Here is a 26371-nt window from a genome sequence, read left to right as displayed (position 1 = left end):
TATACAATATAGTAAGGTGTGTTTTATTTTTTAAATTTTAAAATTGATTTTCTAAAAATTATTTCAATACAGAGATTAATAACATCATAGGTCTGCGGAGTTCTTCTTTCATTTCAGGAATTTCTTTCAACATTTCCTGACTTGGCTCCGGCTCGATAATTTCCTTGATGGTGAAGCCGTGTTGTAATAAAGTATTCAGATAGGAAGTTAAAGTACGGTGATATTTAATGACATTTTCCCCGAGGAAAGTTGTATTCCTTTTTCCTTCAATAAAATAGCGGTCTACCGGCCAGCTGATTTTTTCACCATTTTTATCATATACCCAATCCTGGCTACCTTCCGCAGTGAAAACAGGATGCTCTACTGAAAATATAAAAGATCCTCCCTGAGTAAGCCATTTGTAAATATTATGTACCAAATTACCAAAGGATTCTACATAATGTAACGTGAGTGAACTGAGTATCAGATCAAATTTTTCGGCAGGATAATCCACTTCTTCCAGAGCTTTTCTTTCATATTGAATTCCTTCCAGATTATTGATCTCTTGTGCTTTTGCCAGCATTCTTTCTGAAAGATCAATTCCAATCACAGATTTTGCTCCATTTTCTATAGCATAGCGGCAATGCCAGCCGAAACCACAACCGAGATCAAGGATATTTTTACCCTGAAAATCCGGTAGCATATTTTTCAAAGTATGCCATTCTCCGGCTCCTTCCAGCCCAATCTGAGAACGAAGCATTTTTTCGTACTGGTTAAAAAATGATGGATTGTCGTATTTATTTTCTTTCATAGCTTGCAATTTTTCGGTTACTTAAAAGGAATTACAGTATTCAAATAAGGTTCTTAACTTATGGAACTTTCAATTGCAGATCATGTGCCTAGCGTTTGTTTTCCCGCATTGCTTTAATGAGTTTATCGTTTCGTTTTTCAGCTCTTTCATTATTTAAAGAAAGTACAGCCCAAATGGCAGCTGGAAGCCATCCGATCAACGTAATTTGTAAAATAAGGCAGATAATTCCGGTGAAGACTTTTCCACGGACCATGAAAGATAAGAAGGGAAGTAAGATGGCTAATAACATGATTCTAAGTTTTTATTTGAATTAATTTTAACGGGACTGAGGATCGAAATAGGCTTTAAAAGTGAGAGGATCTTCCGTTTTATCCTCCGCTTCTTCAAGATATTCCAAATACTCTTCCTGATGTTTCTCCATATAAACAAGCACAATAGCGAGGTTTACAAAAAGATTTTTGTCTTGAGAACCCAAATTTAGTGCCGTTTTTAAATACTCCAGCGCCATTTCATTTTCTCCCATATCAGAGTAAATAGCACCAATATTGATTAAAGCCGCTGTATTTTTAGGCTCAATCAATAAAATTTCATCTAATTCTTTAACCAACAGATCATTTAAAGTATCCCAATGGTCTTCATTTTCCCATCTTTTAGCCTGAAGTTTTTTTACGTTTTCTAATCTTGTTGTTATCGTACTCATTATTTAGAATTACAGAATGGATGTTTACTTATAAGGTGCAAATTTAGCTTTTTACTCTTTAAGTCCATCCAGTATGGCCGCTTTCAGGATTTCAATGTTGATATCTTTCAATGCTTTGAATTTAATACAATACCCAGTGACGCTTGCTTTCCCTATTTTATCTCCGTAGGTTTCAGATAAATAGGTTTTATCACCGATATTCATGATATAAACGGAGATGCCTGTTGTATTGGCACTCATACCAATCTGATAAAAATCTCTTGTTTTTCCACCAGCATATTGCATGACATACGATCCATACCCGATATTAGGATTGGAAACGGTTTTGTTCTCATCGTTTTTACCATCGAGGAACCACAGCTGGCAATCCGATATCAGTTCCAGAATAATGTTGTGAAGTTCCTGCATATCATTACGCTTAAGTTCCGGCTGACTGTTGATGTAGTCCTGGATTTGTTCTTGGGTGGTCATAGATCATGAGATTATTGAGCGACTAATTTAAAACAAAAAAGAACAGCAATCACTGTTCTTTTATATTGTATTTTCCTGATTTATTGAATCAGTTCTTTCATTGTTTTCTCTGTTTTCATCAGTTCACCTTGTGGAATCTGATGATGAAGATAAGTGAAAAGCAAATTGGTGACCCAGCTGTTTTCAATCTGATGAATGTAGTAAGAGCAGATCAAACCAAAATCATCGGAAATATAAGCCGGAAGATCTGAAGAACCGGTACTTCTGAATGTGGAAACAAAAATTTCCTTTCGGATATCACTTATTTTGTCTTCTGTTTCCTCATCAAAAGGCATTTCTTCAATCATCTGATACGCTTTCATCCATTCATCTGAAAACTCTGCAGAATCTCTGCTATCAAGAATTTCATCAATCTTTTCTGAAGTAATATGGTCAAGAACTGTTTTTAAAGATTGATTAAAAACTGCTTCCAGCATGTTAATTTTTTCTGTCGTCATCTCAGCCTGTATTCTATCCAAATGCTCTTTTCAGTAAGCTTTCTACTTTTGGTTCACTACCTCTGAAATTTTTGTAAAGCTCCATCGGATCTTTCGTTCCCCCTGAAGAAAGCAGTACTTTATATTTAGCTGCAATCTCAGGATTGAAGATTCCGTTTTCTTTGAAATACTGGAATGCATCAGCATCCAGAACTTCCGCCCATTTGTAAGAATAATATCCTGCGGAATATCCTCCCTGGAAAATATGTGAGAAACTTGGGCTCATTGCCGTTTCTGCGTTGGAAGGATAAAGAGTGGTTGCTTTGGTATATTTGTCTTCAAACTCTTTTACACTCTCGTTCTCCAGTTCTGCCACTTTTGTGTGATAGTTCATATCCAGAAGTCCGAAACCAAGTTGTCTTAAAGTCTGATACCCTTCCATGAAATTTTTAGACTGTTCTATTTTTTCAATTTTTTCGTCGGGAAGTACTTCTCCTGTCTTATAATGTTTTGCAAACGTTTTTAAGAATTCCGGTTCATAGCAGAAGTTTTCCAGAAACTGTGACGGAAGTTCTACAAAATCCCATTTCACAGAAGTTCCGGAAAGAGTAGGATATTGAGTATCTGCCATCATCCCGTGAAGTGCATGCCCAAACTCGTGGAATAGAGTAGTCACTTCCTGGAAAGTCAGTAAGCTAGGTGTATCTTTTGTCGGTTTGCTGAAGTTGCAGACAATTGAAATATGCGGACGGGAATTTTCACCGTTTTGTTTGTACTGATTTTTGTAGCTGGTCATCCATGCACCGGCTCTTTTTCCTTTTCTTGGAAAATAATCAACGTATAATAATGCCTTGTATCTGTCAGCCTGAGCGGAGTCGAAGGCTTCTTTTACTTCATATACTTTTACATCTTCGTGGTATTTTGGAATGTCGTTTCTTTCTTCAAACGTCAGCCCGAAAAGTTCTCCAGCCAATCCAAATACAGCATCCTGTACCTGATTTAATGGAAAATAAGGTTTCAATTCTTCATCATTAAGATCGAATTTTGCCTTACGAAGTTTTTCAGCATAGAATGCATGGTCATAACCTTGCATTTCTTCAATTCCGTCAGCTTTTGCTAAAGCTTTTAATTCTTCAATTTCCTGATCAGCATAAGGTTTTGCTTTGGTCAGAAGTTCATTTAAAAAATCTAAAACTTTTACCGGAGACTTAGCCATTCTCTCTTCCAATACGAAATCTGCATAGTTTTTATACCCGATAAGTTCTGCTTTTTGTTGCTTTAAATTCAAAAGCTCCTTAATCAGATTCTGGTTATCAAATTCTCCACCATCGAAAGATTTTTTACCATTGGCTAAAGCCAGTTCTTTTCTCAGTTCACGGTTTTCAGCATATGTCATGAACGGAATATAGCTTGGATACTGTAAAGTGACTACCCAGCCTTCAAGATTTCTTTCTTTCGCTTCTTCAGCATATTGATCGATGATCGCCTCAGGAATTCCTGCAAGATCTTCTTTATTGGTGATATGTTTAAAATAAGCATTGGTGGAAGCCAATACATTCTGTCCGAATTGTAAAGATTTTAAAGAAAGATCCATGCTGATTTTCTTTAATTTTTCTTTGTCTTCCTCATTCAGTAAAGCTCCGCTTCTTACAAAACCTTTGTAGGTTTCATTCAAAAGCATTTCCTGCTCTTCGTTGAGATTATATTTTTCCTTTTCATCATATACTTTTTTGATTTTGTTGAAAAGGGCTTCGTTTTGAGAAATTTTTGAAGAATATTCTGTTAAAATTGGAGAAACTTCCTGAGCAATCTGCTGGATTTCGTCGCTGGTCTCTGCAGAATTTAGGTTGAAAAAAATATTCGAAACCACATCCAGCTGTTCTCCGGAATATGCCAATGCTTCAATTACATTTTCGAAAGTAGGAGCTTCGGGATTGTTAACAATCGCATCAATTTCTGCTTCAGATTTTTGTATCAATTCTTTAAATGCAGGAAGATAATCTTCATTTTTAATACTGTTGAATGGGGCTGAATGATATGGTGTGTTAAATTTTTCTGTTAAAATATTCATTTTTTGATCTTTTTATATAAGGTAAATTTAATGATTCATCGGGAATCACAGCTGAAACGCTCAAAAATAATGCCTTACTGGCAAGTTATGACAAAAATACCTTATCTTTAATTAATCTTGTCATATGGAAAGAGGGAGTGATGTGGGAATATTTAATTTTGAGAACAGATTTAAAAGTCATCATTAAAATAAACAACCTTAAATATATAGACTATGAAAACACTCTTAAAAATTATCGGTATCATCATTGTACTGATTCTTATCTATGCTGTTATTGCCATACTGGCTTTCAGTAAAGATTATCACTATGAAAAATCTATTGTTATCAATGCATCACAGGAAAAAGTATGGGCTTATACAGGTAATCTAAAAGGATATAACCAATGGGATCCTTTTTCCAAAGCTGATAAAAACATTGTCATTACTTATTCAGGGAACGGAGATAAAGTAGGAGATTCCTATCACTGGAAGGGAGATAAAAATGTAGGAGAGGGTGAACAGGCCATTACAGAACTGGTTCCCAACCAAAAAATGGGAACGAAACTTCATTTTATAGAACCTTTTGAAGGAGATATGAAAGCGAATTTCATTATGGCTCCTGAAGGAAGCGGAACGAAAGTGACATGGATGATTGATAATGAGCTTACTCCTATGATGAAGATTATGAAGCCGATGATGAATGGCAATATGGACAAGATGTTCAGTCAGGGGCTGGGCGATCTGAAAAAACTTGCTGAAAAATAAGAAAAAAGAGGCTGTCCCAAAAGGACAGTCTTTTTTTATGCGTCCGATCAAAAGTATAAATACATTGGAAATATCAATATTTATGGCATGAATTAACAGGTCGCTCCTCCGGAGCTCTAATTTTAAAATAAATACGTCCTATTAACAGCCAGCTCCTATTGGAGCTGGATTTGATCCCATCGGGATCAACTGTTAGTAGAAAAAATGAGATCGCCGTAAAATAAAGCTCCGGAGGAGCGACCTGTTAATTCTATTTAAATTTTATCGAACAAGAATGGTTTTTTATATAAAGTGTCAGATCCAAGGTTAATTCAAGACATTTATATGACTCTCAAACTCTCCTAAATCTATAACAACAATGCTGGTCATTATTTTCTATAAAGTGAAAGAAATATTATTCTAAAATATTATCTTTATATAAAGAATAGATTGTATGGAGAAGATCGTATTTGAAAAAAGTGATATCAGAGACTTTGTGAAAACTACCATAACAGAGAAAATTGAAAAGCTTAAAAACTTTATCGAATTTACCCTGGAAGCCAGCCGTGACATCAAAAAAACTCCGAAATATGACAGTATGAGAGAAGAAATGCAAGAAGAAATTTATCAGATGCAGCGACAACTAGGAGCTTTGAATGATCTTAAAAGAAATATGGCAAAAGTCCTGAATACGGCTACTGAAAGAGTACAGCTTGGTTCACTGGTCATTACCAATAAGGCAAGGTTTTATATTTCTGTGTCACTGGGAGAGTTCTTTTTTGAGGGAGACCGGTTCTACGCCATCTCTCCGGAAAGCCCCATGGCTAAAAAGATGATGGGTATGAAATCCGGTGATGAATTTACCTTAAACAAAATCCATCAGAAGGTGATAGAGGTTTTGTAAAAGTAAAAAGTAAAAAGTAAAAAGTAAAAAGTAAAAAGTAATGTTGATAAGCTTCCGGAATTTTTATCACTTGTCAAGCATTAAACTTCCTTCATTCTGTTTCCTGCTTCCATCTTTTTTGTAATTTTGTTACATGAATAATGCATCCATTTTAAAAGAAATTATAGAGCAAAGAAGAAGTATTTTCCCAAAGGATTATACAGACTCAGAAATATCTCAGGAAGTTTTGGAGGAGATTGTAAACTCTGCCACATTTGCTCCCAATCATAAACGTACTAAGCCCTGGCGTTTCAAAATATTCAAAGGGGAAGAAAAAGCACAGCTTGCATCAGAAATGCAGGCTATCTATAAAACCGTTACTCCAGAACAGCTTTTCCTGGAAAAAAAATACAACGATATTGGTTTTAAAATCAATAAAGCAGATGTTGTGGTTTCCATTGTGGTGAATTTCAGCGGAATGGTTCCTGAATGGGAAGAAATAGCAGCGACTTCAATGGCGGTTCAGAATATGTATCTTACCTGTACAGCAAATAATATAGGGTGTTACTGGAGTTCTCCCAAAATTGTAGATGAATTGAAAGATTCTCTGACTATTGAGGAAAACCAGAAGTGTCTGGGATTATTTTATATGGGTAACTTGGAATAAATAGCCCTGATGGAGCGGTTTGTCTGAGCTCTTTTTCTTTGCGGAAGAAAAAAGCGAGTAGCGAGAGCAGGTTCCCGGCTTCTGAAAAAAATGAATTTTATAAAACTTTTTGCCTGGAGCTTTTTACTTCAAACTTTTTTACTATCTTTGCACTCTTAAATATTTAACTGGGACGAGTTCCCGTAAAATTCAAACATTATGTCAGTAAAAATCAGATTACAAAGACACGGTAAAAAAGGAAAACCTTTTTTCCACATCGTGGTTGCAGATTCTAGAGCTAGAAGAGATGGTAGATTCATCGAGAAACTAGGTACTTACAACCCAATTACTAACCCGGCAACTATCGAATTGAACGTTGATTCTGCTGTACAGTGGTTAAACAACGGTGCTCAGCCTACTGATACTGCTAGAGCTATTCTATCTTACAAAGGTGCTCTTTACAAAAAACACTTACAAGGTGGTGTAGCTAAAGGTGCTTTTGACGAAGCTGAAGCTGAAAAAAGATTCAATGCTTGGGTAGAAGCTAAAGATTCTAAAGTACAAGGTAAAGTAGAAGGTTTAGCAACTGCTAAAGCTGACGCTAAGAAAGCTGCTTTAGAGGCTGAAGTAAAAGTAAACGAAGCTAGAGTTGCTGCTGCTGCACAAGCTGAAGCTGATGCTAAAGCTGCTGAAGAAGCTGCAAACGCACCTGCTGAAGAAGTTGTTGCTGAAGCTACAGAAGGAGAAGCTCCTGCTGCTGAAACTGAAGAAAACACTGAAGCTTAAGAACAAACCCTGTTATGCGTAAAGAAGATTGCTATTTTTTAGGAAAAATCACACGCAGACATGGACTTGCGGGTAACGTGATCCTTAAATTGGATACCGATCAACCCGAGCTTTACAATAAATTGGAATCAATATTCGTTGAAATCAACGGATTATTGGTTCCATTTTTTATTGAAAAATCATCATGGAGCAAACTGGATGCTCTGAATCTTGCATTCAAAAACTCTTCTGAAGCGATGGTAGATCAGGTGTTGGGTAAAAGTGTTTACCTTCCACTTGCTTCACTGCCTAAACTTTCAGGAAAACAATTCTATTACCACGAAATCATCGGATTTGAAATTTTTGATCAGAATGATAACAACTGTGGAGTAATCAGATCGGTAAACGATCAGACTGCGCAGGTGTATTTCATTACCAATCTGGATGGGAAAGAAGTGGTAATTCCTATGATCAAAGACTGGATTCTTGAAGTTGACAGAGAAGAAAGAATCATCAAAATGGAACTTCCTGAAGGTCTTATTGATGTATTTCTGGTTCCTTCGAAAAAAGACGAATAGCTTTGCGATAAGCGATAAGCAATAAGCTATTCTTTCTCACTTTTCTACATTACTATTACTTCATTACTCATTATTCATTACTCATTTTTTAAGGCGGGTAAAAGATATTCCTGTACCATTTTTTCAACTTGTGAATGGGCATAAGGTTTATTGTAGGCTTGTGCGGTAATTACCATTACAACTGGTATTTTGGTGAAGATGATGATTTTGTTTCCACCATTTCCGCTGGATTGGAAAGCTTCATAACTGCTGTTTCCCACTGTATAAACTTTTCTCCAGAATAAATATCCATACCCTTCAAAATCCTGACGATCCGGAAAATAATTGGTAAAAGATTTCTTTATCCATTCCTTACTCAATAAGGTTTTTCCATTCCAGATCCCGTTATTTTGATATAATTGCCCGAATTTTGCAAAATCAAGTGCTTTCATACGAAGTCCTCCCGCCAGTGAAGGCTTTTGCTGTGGGGTAAACTGCCATTTGTAGTTTGTAATTCCAAGAGGTTGAAACAATTTTTGATCGGCATAATTTTTTAATCCGTGTGGAACACTTTTATCCAGAATATCTCCGGATAATACCACGCCTGCGGTGAAATAATTCCAGTTTTTTCCAATGGGATTCTCCGTCATCGGCAGATCCAGCGTAAACTTTACCCAGTTTTCAGTCGGGTACATATTTTCTTCATTTCCGGGAGATTCATAGTTCTCATCATTCCCGTCAAACCCTGAACTCATTGTCAGTAAACTTTTGATGGTGACATTATCTTTTTGAGAAGAATAATTTTTAAAAAGCTTAAGGTCATAAAACTCACTCAGCTTCTGGTTTTCACTTTTTAAATATCCGTCTTTGATGGCAATTCCCGTTAAAGCTGAAGAAAAAGATTTTCCTACAGATCTTGTATCCTGCAACGAATCTCTTCCTGACCCGTTGAAATACTCTTCAAGAAGTAATTTTCCTTCCTTTATAACAATAATTCCGGTGATATTTTTAAATCTGTTTTCTGCAATTTTCTTATTCAGGGTTCTGATGGCTTCAGTATTGATTTTTTCCTGTGAAGCCTTCCATCCGCTATTGGATTGAATAGGTTGGATGGCGATTTGCTGCTCCGTAATATTTTGAGCAGGAACCGTAAGATTGATTTGTCCTTCTGCAATGACTGATCCCGTTTTGATTGTAGCAGTATTGAGATAAGGTCGGATTTCAATTTTTAAAATATGATTTCCTGCTGTCAGTGCATCAATTCCGTTATGAGCCATATAAAAACGCATCCATAAATACCTTCCCCAGGAATCTTCATTTTTACTGCTGAGAAGAGGAATTTGTAATGTAGTTTTTACTTTTTTATGGTCCGGAGTACCTGCACCTGTATTGAGATTTTCTTTATATATAAGCTTTCCGTCTACGTAAAATGTGAATTGATAATTTCCTTTTTTCAGTAATTCATCCGCAGACCAGCTGGGTTCAAGCTGATGCAGATAATTGACCAGAGAGTTATCAAAGAAGGCATGAATTCTGAGATCTCCATTCTCCTGCAATACCGTAGAGGGAACAATATCAGAATCTCTCATATTTTCCGTTGCCATGTTTTGGGTTAGAAAAATAATTTTTCCAGCGTACTTTTTCTGAATGGGATTCTCAATTTTTTCAGGATTGACTATATTTTTATTTTGCCCGTGATAATAATAAAAGGTAAAAATAAAGATCAATAGTAGAAATGGTTTCATTTTAAAGAAGTATTTAAACAAAAATACAGAACTTCCTTCTCACAAAATAGAATGAAATTAACATTTCTATTGTAGTATTGATCTCTTCCGGAATCTAATTGAATAGCTTTCTGAACTCTCCCGGAGACTGATTGGTCTTCTGTTTGAAGAGTTTACTGAAAGACTGTGGATGCTCAAATCCTAATTCATAAGCAATTTCACTTACAGATAAACTTGTGGTGCTTAAACGTTCTTTGGCAGATTCAATTAACTTATTCTGAATGTGCTGTTGTGTATTTTGCTGAGTGTGAAGACGCAAAAGTGTTCCCAGATAATTAGGGGAAATATTCATCTGTTCGGCAATACACTTTACAGATGGAATCCCGTTTTCAAGGAGATTTCCGCTTTCGAAATATTGAGAAAGAATGTCTTCAAATTTGTACAATAATTCGTGACTTGATTTCTTTCGGGTAAAAAACTGACGTTCATAAAAACGATCGGAATACACCAGTAATAATTCAATCTGAGCAATGATCAGATCCTGTGTGAACCTATCAGTGTTGGTCTGATATTCCCGTTCAATATTTTTAAAAATATCAACCAGGATTTTCTCTTCCTTATCGGAAAGAAAAAGGGCTTCTTTCACCTGATAACTAAAGAAATCATATGATTTTATTTTTCTGGTTAATGAAGTATTCCACAGAAAATCAGGATGAATCAACAATAAAAATCCTGTGGGTTCTACTTCTACATCAGGATTGATTTCAAGGCTTAAATATTGTTGCGGCGAAACAAAACACAGTACTCCAGAATCGAAATCGTATTGCTGCTGTCCATAATTGAACTTTGGGCTTACATTCTTTTTCAGACCAATGGAATAAAAATTCTGAATCCATTTCAGTTCTTCGTGGTCTACAATATAGCGGACTTTACTGTAATCTACCAAACTGATCAGTGGATGCTCAGGATGGGGAAGACCACAGAAAGCATGAAAATCTGAAATAGAATTAAAACGAACAGGTTGTTTCATAGAGCGAAGTTAATTGTTTTTATAAAAAGTATAACGCATTGATTCAAAAAGTCTTCGACTCTGATCAGACAAACTTTCCTAAAATTTTATACTTTATTCATGTCTATAAATTGAACATAAAGTATTAGGAATGTCATCCGAGCGGAGTTGAAGGATATTAGCAGATTAAATTGCTGTAGAAACAGTAAGGCTTTCCCATTTCTCAGCGTCTTTCTTTAAAATATCAATTTTATTATTCAGAAATTCCACCGTTCCTACCCCTAATAATAGATGTACCGGAGGATTTTTTTCTTTACTGATCTGGATCAGTACATCGGCTGCTTTTTCAGGATCATTAGGCTGGTTTCCATTGATTTCGTTAAGGTGCGCCTGTTCTGAATTTCTTGCAGCCTCATAAGCCTGAATAGGATTTGCTGGTGTTTTCACAGAATCTTTAGTTAAGAAATCAGTGCGGAAATATCCGGGATAAACAACGGTAGCATAAACTCCGAAGTCTTTTACTTCTTCAGCCAGTGCTTCCGTAAATCCGGCAACGGCAAATTTTGTGGAGCAATAGATTCCCCAGCCTGGAAAATTAGCAGAATAGCCGCCAACAGAAGAAATATTGAAGATATTTCCTGATCTTTGTTCACGAAGATAAGGCATGGCGTTTCTGATGACATTTAAAGTTCCGAAAACATTCACTGCATAATTTTCTCTTGCCTCTTCATCTGTCAGTTCTTCCAGTGTTCCGATTTGTCCATATCCTGCATTGTTAACTACTACATCAATTCGTCCGAAATGCTTAACTGTTTTTTCAATGGAAGATTTGATGTCATCATTATCTGTGATGTTGACACTGAGTGGAAGGAAGTTTTCTGAAGTTTCTCCGATGGTGGAGATCAGGGATTCAACGGTACGGCTTGTAGCAGCAACCTGAAATCCTTCGGATAGTAATTTTTTTACCAACTCGAATCCTAAGCCTTTTGAAGCTCCTGTCACGAACCATACTTTTTTTGTTTCCATTTTTAAATATTTTTTTGTTTAAATGATGGTACAAAGATGGAAACTTACGAAAAGGTAAATGTAGCCGAATCGGGGAATGATGTATCCAAATCGTGAATGATGTTATTTAACACATGCCATTCTGAATAAAATGTAATGTAATGAAGAATCTCAAACAATTGATGAATAACAAGATTCTTACCTTTTCAGAAATCGCAGATTGGGTCTGTCAATGACAAAAGCCAAATCCCTCTCTAATTTTGAACAAATTTCAATAATTTTTCAACAGATTCCTGTATTTCAAAGGAGTGATGCCTATATTTTCTTTAAAACATCTGATAAAATGACTTTGATCTGAAAAACCGCATTCCATCGCAATATCCGTTAAAGAATGGGATGAAGGGAGAAGCTCAAGAGATTTATTGAGTTTTAATTTTCTGAGATATTCACCCAGATTACAGTGGAAATATTTGTGAAAATCTCTGCTGAGATGAATAGGATGGATGTTCAGGGTTTTGGAAAGTTCCGTAAGATTAAGGCTTTCTGTAAAGCTTTCATGCAGAATTTCATTAATCTGACCTACCCATAAAGGTTTTCTTTCTGTGCTTTCTTTTTGATGGGTCAACCGACTGAAAAGATGTAGCAATAGTTGATTAAAAGCCAGTTCAAATGAAATATCATCACCTTTGGTTTCTTTGAACATCTGATAAACCAATAATTTTAAGGCAGGATTTTTTATGTTAAAACTACCTTCCACTTTATTTTTCTGAATATCAAACCGGTCAAACCAGCTTTGCGAAAGCTCAATATGAAAACCTCTTGTGAAAATATCCGGTTTAATATTATAATGTGGATCTTCCCAATGATGATACAATAATGTTCCGGCAGAACAGCCATAGACTTCCTTTCTGTTTCCTTCCGTCATATTCCCCTGAAGAAGAAAAGTGAAATAAGCATTTTCATGATAATGCCAGTCTACATAAGGATGAGTATACTCCGTATCGGTGATGGTCAATCCTTCTAAATTGACCCTTTGATTGGTATCTCCAAAATATTCGCCGTTACGAAGCGTATTCATGATAAATTCTGTTTTAATCGGTCAATCTGTTCATACATTTTATTAAAAAACATTTTCCTCTCTCTGTTCCCGGATTCATTCATTGATCTGGAGTTTTTGATCTGATGCTCAAAATAGCTCAGAGAATCTTCACACGTTATTTTATCATTGGTCATCATATATCCGAACATGCTGAAAGGTACAAAAAAGGAACATTGTTCTTCGTTTTTGAATAAAATAGCATTGTTTAAAATGACCAAATCATTCACATAGATTTTAAAATTACTTTTTTCCAGTGTTTTCATTTCCAGTCCTTCCAGTAACTTTTTCAGGTCTTCCAGGATAAGATCTGCATCATTTTTCTTTAATAAACCCATTTCATAATAAAACGAGATTTGTCTCAACGCACTCATAATCGTGGTGTCATTCCAGATTTCCGTTACGTTTTGTTTATCATAAAGATCTTTCAGCATTTCATTTTTTACAGAATGATATTCCATCGTGAATTCATGAAACGGACTTAAAAACTTATCCTGATTCAACAAATTCATCCAGACATAAAACTTGAAACGGGACAGAACTGAATCTGAAATGGTATAAAAAAACGGGATGTCCTTTGCGGAATAAAATACTTTGGAATTAGTGATATTTTGAAAAACATTCAAAATCTTCAAGGAGTTCTCGAAATAGTTTAAAAGATCTTCAGTGGTTTTTACAGGTTGTGTTCTCTTGACTACCAATTGATTTTCCGTTCCCAAAAACTGATCCAGTGAGATCTGATAGTATTTGGCAAGTTCCAGAGCTTCCTCAAAACTGAACTTGGCTTTCATAGAAGTTCTTCTGTGAGCCGCATCATAGCTGATATTAAGAATATTGGCGATCTCATCATTTAAAGATTTTTCACCGATTTTTCTTCGGATTTCCTTCAATAAAGCTTCCTGGTGCATAGTTTTGTGATTTTCACAAATGTAGTATTTTTTTGTGGAAAGAGTTGTTGATTTGAAGGTTTGAAGCTTGAAGCTGGGAGAAGGGAAGTAGTAAAAGTTGAAAGAATAAATAACGATTTAACAGTAGTTGGATTTATAATCACTATTGCTATTGATCACTGAAAGTAACTTCCAGCATCCTTCTTCCGGCTTCCAACCCCTGTTTTGTGATTTTCGCAAACAGAATGTTTTTTTTAATTTTTTTTCACATTCGGAACTGAGTCTTCTGCTGATAATTTTGAACTGTAATTTTAAAATAACGAGTTATGAAAACACGAATTTTATTAACAGCAGTTCTTTTAGTCAACAGTCTGGTTTATGCATCAGACCGTTTAAAAACAGATTCTTTAAAACCAAGACTGATTGCAGCTTCACCTTCAAAGACTGTCAGAAATGTCAACGGAATTTTATTTAAATATTTTGACGAGGAAGAACATTTTAAGCCTAAAAAAGTAAATGGCTTAGGTATGGGATTCAATTTTGTGGGCATTTTTCTTCCGCCATTGATGCTTTTCACTTTACAGCCACCAGGAAACCATGATTATGTCATTGTTCCCCGTGAAAAGATGAATACCATTAATGGTTTGCAGTTGTCAATCATCAACATGGAACCCACAGTTACCAATGGTCTGGAAATCAATATTTCAAGCAATGTCAGCACGTATGCAGTGACCAACGGAATGTCTGTCTCTCCATTTTTTAATCTGCATCATGAGATGAAAGGGGTTTCTGTAGCGCCATTGGCCAATATCGGGCAGAAATGCAGAGGAATCCAGATCGGTTTGTACAATCAATGTAAAGATTTCAGAGGAATCCAGATTGGTGGATGGAATGAGAACGGCAGAAGGAAACTGCCTTTGATCAACTGGAATTTTAAGCAACAGAAAGTAAATAAAAAGTGATTATGAAACCAAAAATAAGATTTAAAAAAGCAACCTCCTTTCTATTCGGAATTGCGTGAAGAGGTGAATATATTGCTGACAGATGAAGTGACTAAAAAGGCTGAAAGATTAATGATTATAAAATTTCTGTTTTATTCTCTTACTTTTTTCCTTTTGTATGCCAATCTTTTTAATCCTTATATATCAGACAAGAACTGGCTGGTAACTTTGAATTATATTGCTTTAGGGCTTACCGGAATATTGCTGGCTTTTAATTGCGCTCATGATTGTGTGCACAATACATTCTCAAAGTATAAAAAACTCAACCGGATTATTTACTATATCACTTTTAATTTGCAGGGCGTAAATGCAAGATTGTGGAGAAAAAGACATATTGCTTCTCATCATGTATTTCCTAATGTGGATGGCTGTGATGCTGATATCGATGATAATATTTTTTTGCGTCTGTCTGTACATCATCCCAAAAGAAGAATTCATGCCTACCAACATTTATATGCTACTTTGCTGTATTGTTTCTACACTTTGCATTGGATTATGATTAAAGATTTTATTTATGTAAGGAAAAAAGACCTGGCTAATCTCAGAAATCAGAAACATTCTATGATGTCTGTAGCAGAAGTTATCCTGCTAAAATTAGCTTACTTCGGTTATATGTTGCTTTTGCCGATGCTTTTTACTGAGATTCCGGTGATCATGATCATAGTATCTTTTATCGTTATGCATGTTACCATTTCACTGTTTTTTGTTCTTACTCTGATTATTTCTCACCTGAGTCTTGAAACCGATTTTCCCCAAGCAGATGAAAATGGATATCTGCCTTATGATTATTATGAACATCAGCTGGCGGTTTCATTGGATTATCATCCAACCAACAGTTTCGCCAACTGGATTTTCGGAGGGTTCAATTCCCATGCGGCACATCATCTTTTTCCCGGTTTACCACACACAGTTTATACCATTATTACTCCTGCAATCAAAAGAGCAGCAGCCAGAAACAATTTTCCATACCATGAGAAAAGTATTGTGGATGCTGTAGCTTCACACTATCAATACCTGAAACAATTAAGTAAATAATCAAACCATGAAAAATTATAAACTAATAGTATTTTTATTCCTGTTTTCAGTACGTATTTTTTCACAGAATACTACGAATGACACAGTGAATACCCAAACAGAAGAACCTTTTGATTATAAAAAATATTATGACTGTGATTTCGGAGAAGGAAATGTTTTGATTGTCATCAAGAAAGGAAAAGAATTTACGGACCTTAAAGATTTAAGAAAATCCGGTAAAGGTTTTGCCATTAAAATGGAAGCCATATACAGTATGGAATTTGCAGATGGCCAGAGATATGAATCAAGTGTGGTGAAAACTATTACACAGGATAGTATTTCGATCACGAATTTTTTCAATGAGAATGCTGCGAAGCTTGCAGGAAAGCCTTTTAAGTTAATTACTTATCCTCTTTCATCTTTAAAATATATTCGTTTTATTAATGATCGGATGTTGTCTCTGTACAATAAAAAAAATATTCAGAAGGATTTTAATCTTATTGTGAAGAAAATGGATCAGGCTAAAATGTGTCCTGCAGTTCTTCAGTTTAAAGAAAGGAATGGTGAAATGAAGGTCTGTCATTTTTATCTGACCTCTCAAGGATATGATCTTCTTTATGAAAGCAATGGAAGAGTGTACTATCTGGAAGGTAAAGTAGAATGGAAATGATATTTGAAAAGAGTATAATTTTTATTTAGTATTCACTTTTTATTGAATTATTATTCTGAATTTTAATGAAAATATGGATGAATACATGGAAAAAAAGCAAAAGGAGTGGTGCATCTACTGAAGAAAAATAATATTTTTGTAATATAGCTAGGATGAATGATGAAAATAAAATCTTTACTACTGTTTTTGATTATAGGGGTTGTGTTTTATCATGCACAAACTCTTAATATTAAAAAAAATTCTCTGGAAGAACGCACTTATGAGGAATTGGAAAAGGAATTCTATGGCAATCATACGGATGAGGAAAACAGTAAAAGTATTGCCAATTATTATCTTAAAAAGGCAAAAGCTGAAAAAAATACCACTCATATTGCTGAAGGATATGTTATGCTTCACTTTGATGAAGACTTACCCAACGCATTAAAATACTTAGACAGCTTACAGTACATCACAAAAAATTCTAAAGAAAACACCTATCCGGCGAGAATTTATTTGCTAAGAGGAAATTTATACTCTAAGAATGACAATCTTCAATCTGCATTCAATAATTATATCCTGGGACTGAAATATGCAAAAGAAAAAGGAAATAAGAGGCAGATTGCTATGGCCCATATCAGTATTGCCTACCTGAACAATTATATCGGAAAACATGCAGAGACAGCAAAAGTACTGAGACACTATGCTTATGATGCAGATTACATGAATGAAGATGAGAAAAATTCTCTCAAACTGAATCTGGCAGATGCTTACATAGAGATCAATAAAATGGATTCTGCTTATGTATTGATAAAGGATGGGTTACTGGATTCTAAAAAAAATAAAGATGTTTACCGATATCATCAGAATCTTGGGCTGCTTGGATATTATAATCTGCATTCCAGAAATTATCAGAAAGCCATCGATGGTTTATTGGAATGCGAAAAATATTTCTTTACAAAAAATAATGGCAGTAAAAGAAATCATAATTATACGCTTTTGTATTTAGGAAAATCCTATGCCGGAATTCAGGAAAAAGAAAAAGCAGTAGGATTTTTCAGGAAGATAGATTCTCTGGTTCTTAAAACCAACTACATCTATCCTGAGCTGCGAGATGTATATACCTATCTTATTGATTATTATAAAGAAAACGGTGATAAGGAAAAACAACTGTATTATGTAGACCGTTTTTTAAAAGTAGACCAGGTGCTGGATATGCAGTTCAGGTATATTTCCAGAGAACTTCCGAGAAGGTATGATACTCCGGAACTTCAGCAGGAAAAAGAAAGCATTACCAATGAGCTTACGAAAAGAAAAAGTCTTTTCTATATTGTTTTAAGCCTTTTGTTGATTTCACATTTATTATTTATCAACGTTTATTTTAAATATAAAAAATCTGAAAAGAACTATAAGAAGATTGCTCAGGATCTTATTCAATCTGTTAATGAAAATAAAGGAGAAAAAAACAGAGATCCGGAAGTTCGAAATGAAATTGTAGCAGAATCTATTCAAACAGAAAATATTGAGGACAAAACATCCAGAACTATTTCTGAAGATATTGCCCAGAATATTTTAAAAGAACTTGAAATATTTGAAGACAAAGATCAGTTTTTGAATAAAGGAATTACGTTGGGAAGTCTTGCCAAAAAAATAAAAACAAACTCAAAATATCTGTCAGAAATTATCAATACTTACAAAGGGAAAAACTTTGCAACCTATCTCAATGATCTTCGTATTGATTATGCCATCAGCAGATTGGCCAATGATAAAAAATTCAGGTCTTATAAAATTACTTTTATCGCAGAAGAATTAGGATATAATAATGAACAGGCCTTCACTTTAGCCTTCAAAAAACGAACCGGAACACCACTTTCTATCTACTTGAAAGAAATTGAAAACATGTCTTTGGATTAGATTTAATTCATTGATTTTCATTGTTTTATTATTTATAGATTCATGTTTTTAGGTATATAAATTTATGAATCTATAAAGCATTCCCTTGTATCATTCTTCCACTTCCTGCATCTTTGCTTCAGGTAAAAACACAACCATTTATTTTGTATGTGCACAATACAAGATATCAGTTCCAAACTGTTGATCATTTAAACAATCAAGTCAGGAATTGTATCATAAAAACTAATAATGAAGAAGAGGATAAAAACTAATAACTAAGAAAACTAATAACCAAGAAAATTAAAATGTAAATAATGAAGTAATTGTTCAGAATTTAGAGATGTAGAGTGTAGTGATCATTTAAAAATCATTAAACAGTAAATCCGGTTAATCCGCCACACAGTTTAAAAGTATAGTATAGTCTAAAAATGGATGTATAACCCGGTAATTTACCACGAACTTATCACTTAAAAACTAATAACCATTTCAATAAAACTAATTCCATGAAAACTCAGAGTAAAATAATATTTTATTCTTTTTAAAAGTGATAGTGTAAGTGTGTTCATTCCGGGGATATTCCGGATATTATTGAAGTTCAGGACAATATTGAGTGGAAATGTAACCCTAAAATGCAGAAGAGTTTGCAGAAGAAAAAAGGTGAATTTCCTGAACTGAAAGTTTAAATACCTGTTAAATGATTTTTAAAGACAGCGCAATCATCAAGTTGCGCTGTTTTTTTGTAACTTTGCAGACATTAATTTTTATATAAAAAATTTATCATCAACAAATGAAAAAGCAAACGATCAAAGAAATCCTAAAGGATTACAAGAAAGTATTACATCATGACATTACAGTTTACGGATGGGTAAGATCCTTCCGTGCTAATCGCTTTATTGCGCTTAATGATGGTTCTACGATTAATAATTTGCAGATAGTTGTTGATTTCGAAAATTTTGATGAAGCTATTCTTAAGAATATCAGTACAGCTTCTTCCCTGAAAGTAGTAGGAGAAGTGGTGGAAAGCCAGGGAGCAGGACAATCTGTGGAAATTATCGCTAAAAAGATCATTATTTTAGGAGATAACTTTACAGAAGAACTTCAGAGTACAATTCTTCAGCCTAAAAAACATAGTCTTGAGAAACTTCGTGAGCAGGCTCACTTAAGATTCAGAACAAACCTTTTCGGAGCAGTGTTCAGAGTACGTCACGCAGTAAGTTTTGCAGTTCATTCATTCTTCAACCAGAATCAGTTTTTCTATATCAACACACCGGTAATTACAGGGGCAGATGCGGAAGGAGCAGGTGAAATGTTTGGTGTAACGAACTTTGATCTGAACAATATGCCGAAAACGGAAGAAGGGGAAATTGATTTTGCACAGGATTTCTTCGGTAAAAAAACAAACCTTACCGTTTCAGGACAGTTGGAAGGAGAAACTGCAGCGATGGGATTGGGAAGAATTTATACATTCGGACCTACTTTCCGTGCTGAAAATTCTAACACGACAAGACACCTTGCCGAGTTCTGGATGATTGAGCCGGAAGTGGCATTCAACAACCTTGAAGATAACATCGACCTTGCGGAAGATTTCTTAAAATATGTGATCCAGTACGTATTGGATAACTGTAAAGATGATCTTGAGTTCTTAGATAACCGTTTTGCGGAAGAACAAAAGACAAAACCAGAAAAAGAAAGAGCAAAAGAAGGTCTTATCGAAAAACTTCAGAATGTTATTGCTAAGCGTTTTAAGCGTGTAAGCTATACAGAAGCTATCGAAATCTTATTGAACTCTAAAGAAAATAAAAAAGGAAAATTTGCTTACCCGGTTGAAAAATGGGGAACTGACCTTCAGTCTGAGCACGAAAGATACCTTGTTGAAAAACATTTTGAAAGCCCGGTAGTATTATTTGACTACCCGAAAGAAATCAAAGCTTTCTATATGAAACTGAACGATGACAACAAAACCGTAGCAGCCATGGATGTTCTTTTCCCTGGTATCGGTGAGATCATCGGTGGATCAGAGAGAGAAGCAAGATTAGATGTTTTAAAACAGAAAATGGCAGATATGCACGTAGATGAGCACGAACTTTGGTGGTATCTTGATACCAGAAAATTTGGTTCTGTGCCACATGCAGGCTTTGGTTTAGGACTTGAAAGACTAGTTCTTTTCGTAACAGGAATGACGAATATCAGAGATGTAATTCCTTTCCCTAGAACACCGAAAAGCGCTGAATTCTAGAACAATAAAAAAAGCCTTAATCACAAGTTAAGGCTTTTTTTATTATTTAATAGTTTATTATATTAGGGTAAGTAATGCAAAAATCATGCTAAATGTGTTTTTTATCAAATAAATTTATTAAATTCGTAGAATATGTTATGTTAAAACGCAAATAAGAATATGCTTAAACAACACTTACAACTCAAATTAGGACAGAAGCTGGCCCCTCAGCAGATCCAGTTGATGAAGCTTATTCAACTTCATACTCTTGAATTTGAAGAGGAACTGGAGAGAGAGTTAGAAGAAAACCCGGCTTTGGAAATTGCAAAAGAAGATTCTAAGGAAGACGAATATTCTTCCCTTGAAGATGCTTATCAGGATGAGGGTACAGAAAGCATTGAAACAGATTTCGACGTCAATGAATATATCTATGACGATGAACCAAGCTATAAAACCGCATCCAGCAACTACTCTCCGGATGATGAAGAATTTGATAACGAGAGTCTTTTAACGGAAGGCCAGTCCTTATATGATTATCTTACAGAACAGATTCACCTGGTGAATATTGGTGATGAAGACCTGAAGATTGCAGAATACCTGATCGGGAATTTAGATACAGACGGATATCTGAGAAGAGAGATCAAATCTATTGTTGATGATCTTGCTTTCTCACAGGGAATTTATACTACTAAAGAAAGAGTAGAAGATATCCTTGAAAATTATGTTCAGAAACTGGATCCGCCAGGAGTAGGAGCAAGAGGTCTGCAGGAATGCCTTTTATTACAGATTGAAAAGAAAGTAAGCTCAGATAAAGCGGTTTCTTTGGCAGCCAATATTTTAAGACATCAGTTTGAAGCTTTAACGAATAAGCATTATAACAAGATCATTCAGAAATATGATATTGAGGAAGAAGATCTGAAAGATGCGCTGGATGAAATCTCAAAACTTTCTCCTAAAGTAGGAGGGAACTTTGATACGCAGACAATTACGATCAACCAGGAAATTATTCCGGACTTTGTTATTCAGGTGAAAGACGGGCAGGTAATTCCTATGCTGAACAGCAAGAATGCACCAACGCTAAGAGTTTCTGAAGAATATAAAGATATTCTGACAACGTATTCTCATGATAAAAACTCATCAGAACACAAGCAGGCTGCTTTATTTATCAAGCAAAAACTGGATGCAGCAAAATGGTATATTGATGCCATTAATCAGCGTCAGAATACCTTATTACAGACAATTACAGCCATTGTGAAATTCCAGAAGGATTATTTCATCACAGGTGACGAAAAGTCTCTGAAACCAATGATTCTGAAGGATGTTGCAGATATTACAGGTTTTGACATTTCTACCATCTCAAGGGTGGTAAAAAGTAAGTATGCAGATACACCTAATGGAATCGTATATCTTAAAGATCTGTTCTCAGACAGTTTAACAAATGACGATGGAGAAGAAGTTTCTACCAAGGAGATCAAAACCCATCTTCAGGAAGTTATCAGTAAAGAAAATAAGAGAAAACCACTTACAGATGATGCATTAGTAGTCATTCTGAAAGAACAGGGTTATAATATTGCCAGAAGAACGATTGCAAAATATCGTGAACAGCTCAATATTCCTGTCGCAAGGTTAAGAAAAGAACTTTAACAATATAAAAAAGCATTTCAATTTGAAATGCTTTTTTTATTATTGAGCATGTTTAGATTTTCATTCCATCTTGTAACATAAAAAGCTTCTGCAACTTATTTCAGTACCGTATTTCTACTGAATAAAATCCAATCGTTTATTCCGACATTTGATTGATTAATTTCTAACTGAACCAATTAATCATTTGCTTATGTCAACAAAAACCGTTCAATTTAGTGTTGAGGTGAAGAATATAACCATCACTTCAGGGAGTTTCCAAGTTTTTGGAATTGCTGAAAATTTCATTGGCGCTGTTAATAACAAAACGTCATTTGAAAACAATACTTTCAGTGTTGAAATTAAGAATGCAGAATCTGAATATTATGCTGTAACCGTTTGGGTACATGAATATATAATTGATAATACTGTATACAAAATTGACGGTGAACCTTTAAGTTTATTAGCAACATTTTATCTTCCTGATACCCTTTTTCCAGTCATTGTGAATCCTGAATCCTCTATTGCTTCAATCTATACATTTGCAAGTATGACAAAAGTAGATGACGATGGAACAGTGCACATTTCAGGAACCAGGCGAAATATGAAAATCGCTTATGGAATGAAGAAGAATCTGTATAAAACAGAAGGAGCCATCGGCGATATGATCAGTACTTCACCAAACGGTTTTGAAACGAACAGTTATCCAATGTTCAACTCCTTATGTAATTTATACTATTATTCTATAACAAATCCAATCATCCATACAGGAAAGCCTTTTTACAAGCAATTTTTGGATTATGCGTGGCATGAACCTTCTGAATCAAACAAAAATTTCCTTCAGGCTATAAGAAATCTGCTGCATGATCCCTGTAATAACGCAGTTAATATTTATAAGATGCTTTTTGGACTGGAAGAAATCTACTCAGATTCATTAGTCTCGATGAAAAATATGACCGAGGATCAAAAGATTCCTAATAACTGGACCCTTACATTAAAAAGTAATTCATCAGGAGCTAAGAACTTTATTCCGAGTGGAGCAGCCTTTGTTGTTTTTGATGCAGATGATAATGCATGGATTGCTAATAACTTTCGGGCCGGTTCTCCGGATTCCGGAACTCATTGTCCTGTTTACAAATATGATGCTACGCCTGCCGATTTTTCTCCGGTTCAGGGTGGCGGATTACTTGGAGTAGCTTTTGGAGCTGCCGTTAGTCCCGATAAAAAATATATTTCTTTCGGAAACTTCGGATGGGGTTCGGAATATAATAATCCACAAGAGGGAAGTATTTCTCGTTTTTATTATAAAGACGGAAAGCCCGTAAGTCCTTCCAATGGTTTTACATTAGGACTTTCCCGGGTTCAGGGAATGGAATATGATAATCAGGGGAATCTTTGGATGGCCTCAGTAGGTTGTCAGGAACCTTTTGCACCTGCCAAACCGGGAGTTTATCCCTTTGAAAACGAACCAAGTGCCGTAGTTGTTTATCTAAAACCTGAGGATAACGATTTTGAGAAAGGCCCTACTGCAGCCCTTACCCTTATCTGTAATGAATTTCCTGTAAAAAAATCTCCAGGCTTACCTCCGTTGCCAACCCGAACCCCTTATTTGAAAATATTTGATGTAACTCCTGATCACAAAGGAAGTGCTTATGTTTCCTGTATCGGAAATTATGATAAAGATTTTCCTGAAAACTGTGCCTTTTCAGCGGTTTATAAAGTTGCAATTGAGGGAGATCAATTGGTGGTTACCCATAGCTGGTTCAGCAATTATTCTGAAAGTGCCAATAAACAGGAAGGGTATGAATCACTTCGTCAGATTGCAATAAATGGAGATGGAAATGTTGTCGTGGTAGGAGTAAGCAGCAGCCGTGCTACGGTTCTTAGTCATGATCTTTCAACTGTTATGGGATATTATGATGTGAATACTTATGCTCCATGGGGAGTTAAAATAGATAAAAATCAGACTGTTTTTCTAGCCAATTTTGGTCATGAAACAGATTTTAAAACTCATCCCGCGCTGGATATGCAGGGACCTTTTGGGGTAACGATGCTTCGTGACACGTCAAAGCCGGAAACAGCAATGCTGCTTACTCTTCCTACAGGAGGTTCTGAGGTTACTTTAGCTAACGGATATCCTTTATATGGTACTCAGCATAAACCAAAATTATATGAATCAAAACACGAAGAATTACGGATGCAATGTTATCAGCCTATTATGAGACTTACTTCAACGAATATTGACGGCGCAGGAAATCTTTGGTGTATGAACAACTGGAAACCGTCAGCTCTGGTAGATGTTTTTGATAATCCCGGTGGTGATGGAGTTGTAATTTTCCTCGGAATTGCAGAACCTGAATAAGTATGTCTGAATTAAATGTGCATGATTTTCTGGTAATTAAAGATAAGCGGTTATTCAAAAGTAAATTCATATCAAAAAACCTGTTTAAAGCTTAAACAGGTTTTTTATAATGGATGTTAATCTATTTATCGTTTTACTTGTGTTGAGTTAATCTTTAAAACTACCTAATTCAAGTTCTTTCATAGAAATTTCCCGCATTTCAACCTTTCTTATTTTTCCGGAAATAGTCATAGGGAATTCATCTACAAATTTCCAGTATTTCGGAACTTTATAGTGGGCAATTCTTCCTTTGCAATATTCCTGTAGTTCATCAGCAGTGATGGTAAATCCTTTTCTCACTTTTACCCATGCCATTACTTCTTCCCCGAATTTTTCACTGGGAACACCAATGATCTGGACATCAAGGATATTGGTATACGTATATAAAAAATCTTCAATTTCCTTAGGGGAAATATTTTCTCCACCACGAATGATCAGATCTTTTATTCTTCCTGAAATGGTAATATAGCCGTCTTTATCCATTACTGCCATATCTCCGGTATGCATCCAGCGCGCATCATCCAGTACTTTCTTGGTGTTTTCAGGATCATTCCAGTACTTCAGCATGACGGAATAGCCTCTGGTGCAAAGTTCGCCATGCTCTCCACGTTTTAAAGTTCTTCCACTTTCATCAACAATTTTTATCTCAAGATGATCCTGAACAGTTCCTACGGTGCTGACCTGCTTTTCCAACGGTGTTTCTATTAAAGTCTGAGTAGATACAGGTGACGTTTCTGTCATCCCATAGCAAATACTCATTTCTTTAATATTCATAAGGCTTTCCACTTTCTTCATGATTTCGGGAGGGCATACAGAGCCCGCCATAACACCGGTTCTTAAGCTTGAAAAATCATATGTGTCAAAATCTTTTACTGCCAGTTCAGCAATAAACATAGTAGGTACTCCATACAAAGAAGTACATTTTTCATCTGAAACAGCTTTTAAAGTAATCTCCGGATCAAAACTGTCATTCGGGATTACCATACAGGCTCCGTGAGCTGTACAGCACATATTTCCGATGACCATCCCAAAACAGTGGTAAAAAGGTACAGGAATGCAGACACGGTCTTTCTCGGTATATTTTAGTCTTATACCAATAAAATAACCATTATTGAGAATATTATGATGGGAAAGGGTAACTCCTTTCGGAAAACCGGTCGTTCCGGAAGTATATTGAATATTAACCGGATCGTCAAACTGTACATGCTCTTCAAAACTGTGAAGCACTTCATCTGAAATTTCCTGTCCGTTATTCACAAACTCTTCCCAGTTTTCATCAAAGAATATTTCATGATCAAGGGTTGGACATACTTCTTTTGCATATTCAACCATTTCTTTATAATTACTGGTTTTAAAACTTAAAGAAGAAAAAATAAAGCGAACTTCCGACTGATTGAGTACATAGGTCAGTTCGTGAGTTCTATAGGCCGGATTGATATTCACTAAAATAGTTCCTATCCTTGCAGTGGCATACTGCAAAAGTACCCATTCATAGCGGTTGGAAGACCAGATTCCGATTCTGTCGCCTGCTTTAGCTCCTAAAAACAATAAAGCTTTTGCAACAGCTGTTGTTTGATTGTAAAATTCCTGATAAGTAGCTCTGTAATCCTGATGAACGCAGACTAATGCTTCCTGATGGGGATATTTTTCGACAGTACTTTTAAGATTGGCTCCGATGGTCTGGCCTAATAATGGAACCTCAGAAGTTCCATACACATAAGATAAGGGCATAGTTTAAGATTTGGTGGAATAAAATTAACAATTATATCCCGAACTAT

24 protein-coding genes are annotated in these 26371 nt (G+C 35.4%); 12 read left to right on the top strand and 12 right to left on the bottom strand.

What is annotated here, in order from left to right:
- Positions 1-58 precede the first annotated feature (58 nt).
- From ACKTTZ_RS02970 to ACKTTZ_RS02945, 6 genes are all read right to left on the bottom strand, one after another.
- Entirely contained in the window at positions 59-790 is a 732-nt protein-coding gene (locus ACKTTZ_RS02970; RefSeq protein WP_253317984.1) for a class I SAM-dependent methyltransferase, read from the bottom strand.
- A gap of 88 nt (positions 791-878) precedes the next feature.
- Complete coding sequence (locus ACKTTZ_RS02965; RefSeq protein ID WP_202971504.1) at positions 879-1079, bottom strand: YqaE/Pmp3 family membrane protein; 201 nt, start codon at positions 1077-1079, stop codon at positions 879-881.
- 27 nt (positions 1080-1106) lie between these two features.
- A complete protein-coding gene (locus ACKTTZ_RS02960; RefSeq protein ID WP_407847272.1) occupies positions 1107-1490 on the bottom strand; it encodes a hypothetical protein in 384 nt (127 codons plus the stop codon).
- Positions 1491-1541: 51 nt separating this feature from the next.
- Positions 1542-1961: a DUF1801 domain-containing protein gene (locus ACKTTZ_RS02955; protein ID WP_407847270.1), complete on the bottom strand. Its 420-nt coding sequence runs from the start codon at positions 1959-1961 to the stop codon at positions 1542-1544.
- 80 nt (positions 1962-2041) lie between these two features.
- Positions 2042-2458, bottom strand: coding sequence for a hypothetical protein (locus tag ACKTTZ_RS02950; protein ID WP_034698985.1), 417 nt, complete (start codon positions 2456-2458; stop codon positions 2042-2044).
- A 13-nt stretch (positions 2459-2471) separates the two neighbouring features.
- Positions 2472-4508 (bottom strand): M3 family metallopeptidase, encoded by a 2037-nt coding sequence (locus ACKTTZ_RS02945; protein WP_253317982.1) that lies wholly within the window; start codon positions 4506-4508, stop codon positions 2472-2474.
- A 213-nt stretch (positions 4509-4721) separates the two neighbouring features.
- On the opposite strand from ACKTTZ_RS02945, the gene ACKTTZ_RS02940 reads away from it, so the two are divergent.
- The 5 genes from ACKTTZ_RS02940 (at position 4722) to rimM (ending at position 8103) form a co-directional block, all read left to right on the top strand.
- Positions 4722-5252, top strand: a complete 531-nt coding sequence (locus ACKTTZ_RS02940; RefSeq protein WP_407847268.1) for an SRPBCC family protein — start codon at positions 4722-4724, stop codon at positions 5250-5252.
- 433 nt (positions 5253-5685) lie between these two features.
- A complete protein-coding gene (locus tag ACKTTZ_RS02935; RefSeq protein ID WP_034698989.1) occupies positions 5686-6135 on the top strand; it encodes a hypothetical protein in 450 nt (149 codons plus the stop codon).
- A gap of 133 nt (positions 6136-6268) precedes the next feature.
- The gene (locus ACKTTZ_RS02930) at positions 6269-6781 is read left to right on the top strand and encodes a nitroreductase (RefSeq protein ID WP_407847266.1); all 513 of its coding nucleotides are present in this window, start codon (positions 6269-6271) and stop codon (positions 6779-6781) included.
- A 198-nt stretch (positions 6782-6979) separates the two neighbouring features.
- A complete protein-coding gene (locus tag ACKTTZ_RS02925) occupies positions 6980-7546 on the top strand; it encodes a 30S ribosomal protein S16 (protein WP_034698991.1) in 567 nt (188 codons plus the stop codon).
- 14 nt (positions 7547-7560) lie between these two features.
- Entirely contained in the window at positions 7561-8103 is a 543-nt protein-coding gene (rimM, locus tag ACKTTZ_RS02920; protein ID WP_407847263.1) for a ribosome maturation factor RimM, read from the top strand.
- A 77-nt stretch (positions 8104-8180) separates the two neighbouring features.
- Here rimM and ACKTTZ_RS02915 read toward each other — a convergent pair whose 3' ends face one another.
- The 5 genes from ACKTTZ_RS02915 to ACKTTZ_RS02895 form a co-directional block, all read right to left on the bottom strand.
- Positions 8181-9827, bottom strand: a complete 1647-nt coding sequence (locus ACKTTZ_RS02915; RefSeq protein WP_407847261.1) for a serine hydrolase domain-containing protein — start codon at positions 9825-9827, stop codon at positions 8181-8183.
- Positions 9828-9921: 94 nt separating this feature from the next.
- A complete protein-coding gene (locus ACKTTZ_RS02910; protein WP_407847259.1) occupies positions 9922-10836 on the bottom strand; it encodes a helix-turn-helix domain-containing protein in 915 nt (304 codons plus the stop codon).
- 165 nt (positions 10837-11001) lie between these two features.
- Positions 11002-11841: an SDR family NAD(P)-dependent oxidoreductase gene (locus tag ACKTTZ_RS02905; RefSeq protein WP_407847257.1), complete on the bottom strand. Its 840-nt coding sequence runs from the start codon at positions 11839-11841 to the stop codon at positions 11002-11004.
- Between the two features lie 250 nt (positions 11842-12091).
- Positions 12092-12898, bottom strand: coding sequence for a helix-turn-helix transcriptional regulator (locus tag ACKTTZ_RS02900; RefSeq protein ID WP_407847255.1), 807 nt, complete (start codon positions 12896-12898; stop codon positions 12092-12094).
- Positions 12895-13824 (bottom strand): helix-turn-helix domain-containing protein, encoded by a 930-nt coding sequence (locus ACKTTZ_RS02895; protein WP_034698999.1) that lies wholly within the window; start codon positions 13822-13824, stop codon positions 12895-12897. The genes ACKTTZ_RS02900 and ACKTTZ_RS02895 overlap by 4 nt, the downstream gene beginning before the upstream one ends.
- A gap of 305 nt (positions 13825-14129) precedes the next feature.
- Here ACKTTZ_RS02895 and ACKTTZ_RS02890 point away from each other — a divergent pair, with 305 nt between their 5' ends.
- The 7 genes from ACKTTZ_RS02890 (at position 14130) to ACKTTZ_RS02860 (ending at position 24554) form a co-directional block, all read left to right on the top strand.
- A complete protein-coding gene (locus tag ACKTTZ_RS02890) occupies positions 14130-14765 on the top strand; it encodes a hypothetical protein (RefSeq protein WP_407847253.1) in 636 nt (211 codons plus the stop codon).
- A gap of 111 nt (positions 14766-14876) precedes the next feature.
- Positions 14877-15839 carry a fatty acid desaturase family protein gene (locus ACKTTZ_RS02885; RefSeq protein ID WP_407847251.1) on the top strand — a complete coding sequence of 321 codons (963 nt, stop codon included), beginning with the start codon at positions 14877-14879 and terminating at the stop codon, positions 15837-15839.
- A gap of 7 nt (positions 15840-15846) precedes the next feature.
- The gene (locus tag ACKTTZ_RS02880) at positions 15847-16488 is read left to right on the top strand and encodes a hypothetical protein (protein WP_407847249.1); all 642 of its coding nucleotides are present in this window, start codon (positions 15847-15849) and stop codon (positions 16486-16488) included.
- Between the two features lie 156 nt (positions 16489-16644).
- Positions 16645-18378, top strand: a complete 1734-nt coding sequence (locus tag ACKTTZ_RS02875; protein WP_407847247.1) for a helix-turn-helix domain-containing protein — start codon at positions 16645-16647, stop codon at positions 18376-18378.
- Between the two features lie 766 nt (positions 18379-19144).
- Positions 19145-20593: an asparagine--tRNA ligase gene (gene asnS / locus ACKTTZ_RS02870; protein ID WP_034699007.1), complete on the top strand. Its 1449-nt coding sequence runs from the start codon at positions 19145-19147 to the stop codon at positions 20591-20593.
- Positions 20594-20752: 159 nt separating this feature from the next.
- Positions 20753-22216, top strand: coding sequence for an RNA polymerase factor sigma-54 (gene rpoN / locus ACKTTZ_RS02865; RefSeq protein WP_407847244.1), 1464 nt, complete (start codon positions 20753-20755; stop codon positions 22214-22216).
- Between the two features lie 190 nt (positions 22217-22406).
- Positions 22407-24554 (top strand): hypothetical protein, encoded by a 2148-nt coding sequence (locus ACKTTZ_RS02860; protein ID WP_407847242.1) that lies wholly within the window; start codon positions 22407-22409, stop codon positions 24552-24554.
- A gap of 147 nt (positions 24555-24701) precedes the next feature.
- Here ACKTTZ_RS02860 and ACKTTZ_RS02855 read toward each other — a convergent pair whose 3' ends face one another.
- Positions 24702-26324, bottom strand: coding sequence for an AMP-binding protein (locus ACKTTZ_RS02855; protein WP_407847240.1), 1623 nt, complete (start codon positions 26322-26324; stop codon positions 24702-24704).
- Positions 26325-26371 lie beyond the last annotated feature (47 nt).

Source organism: Chryseobacterium sp. KCF3-3, from assembly GCF_045865955.1.
In the GTDB taxonomy this organism is placed as follows: Bacteria; Bacteroidota; Bacteroidia; order Flavobacteriales; family Weeksellaceae; genus Chryseobacterium.
This window is presented reverse-complemented; position numbering and strand designations above follow the sequence as displayed.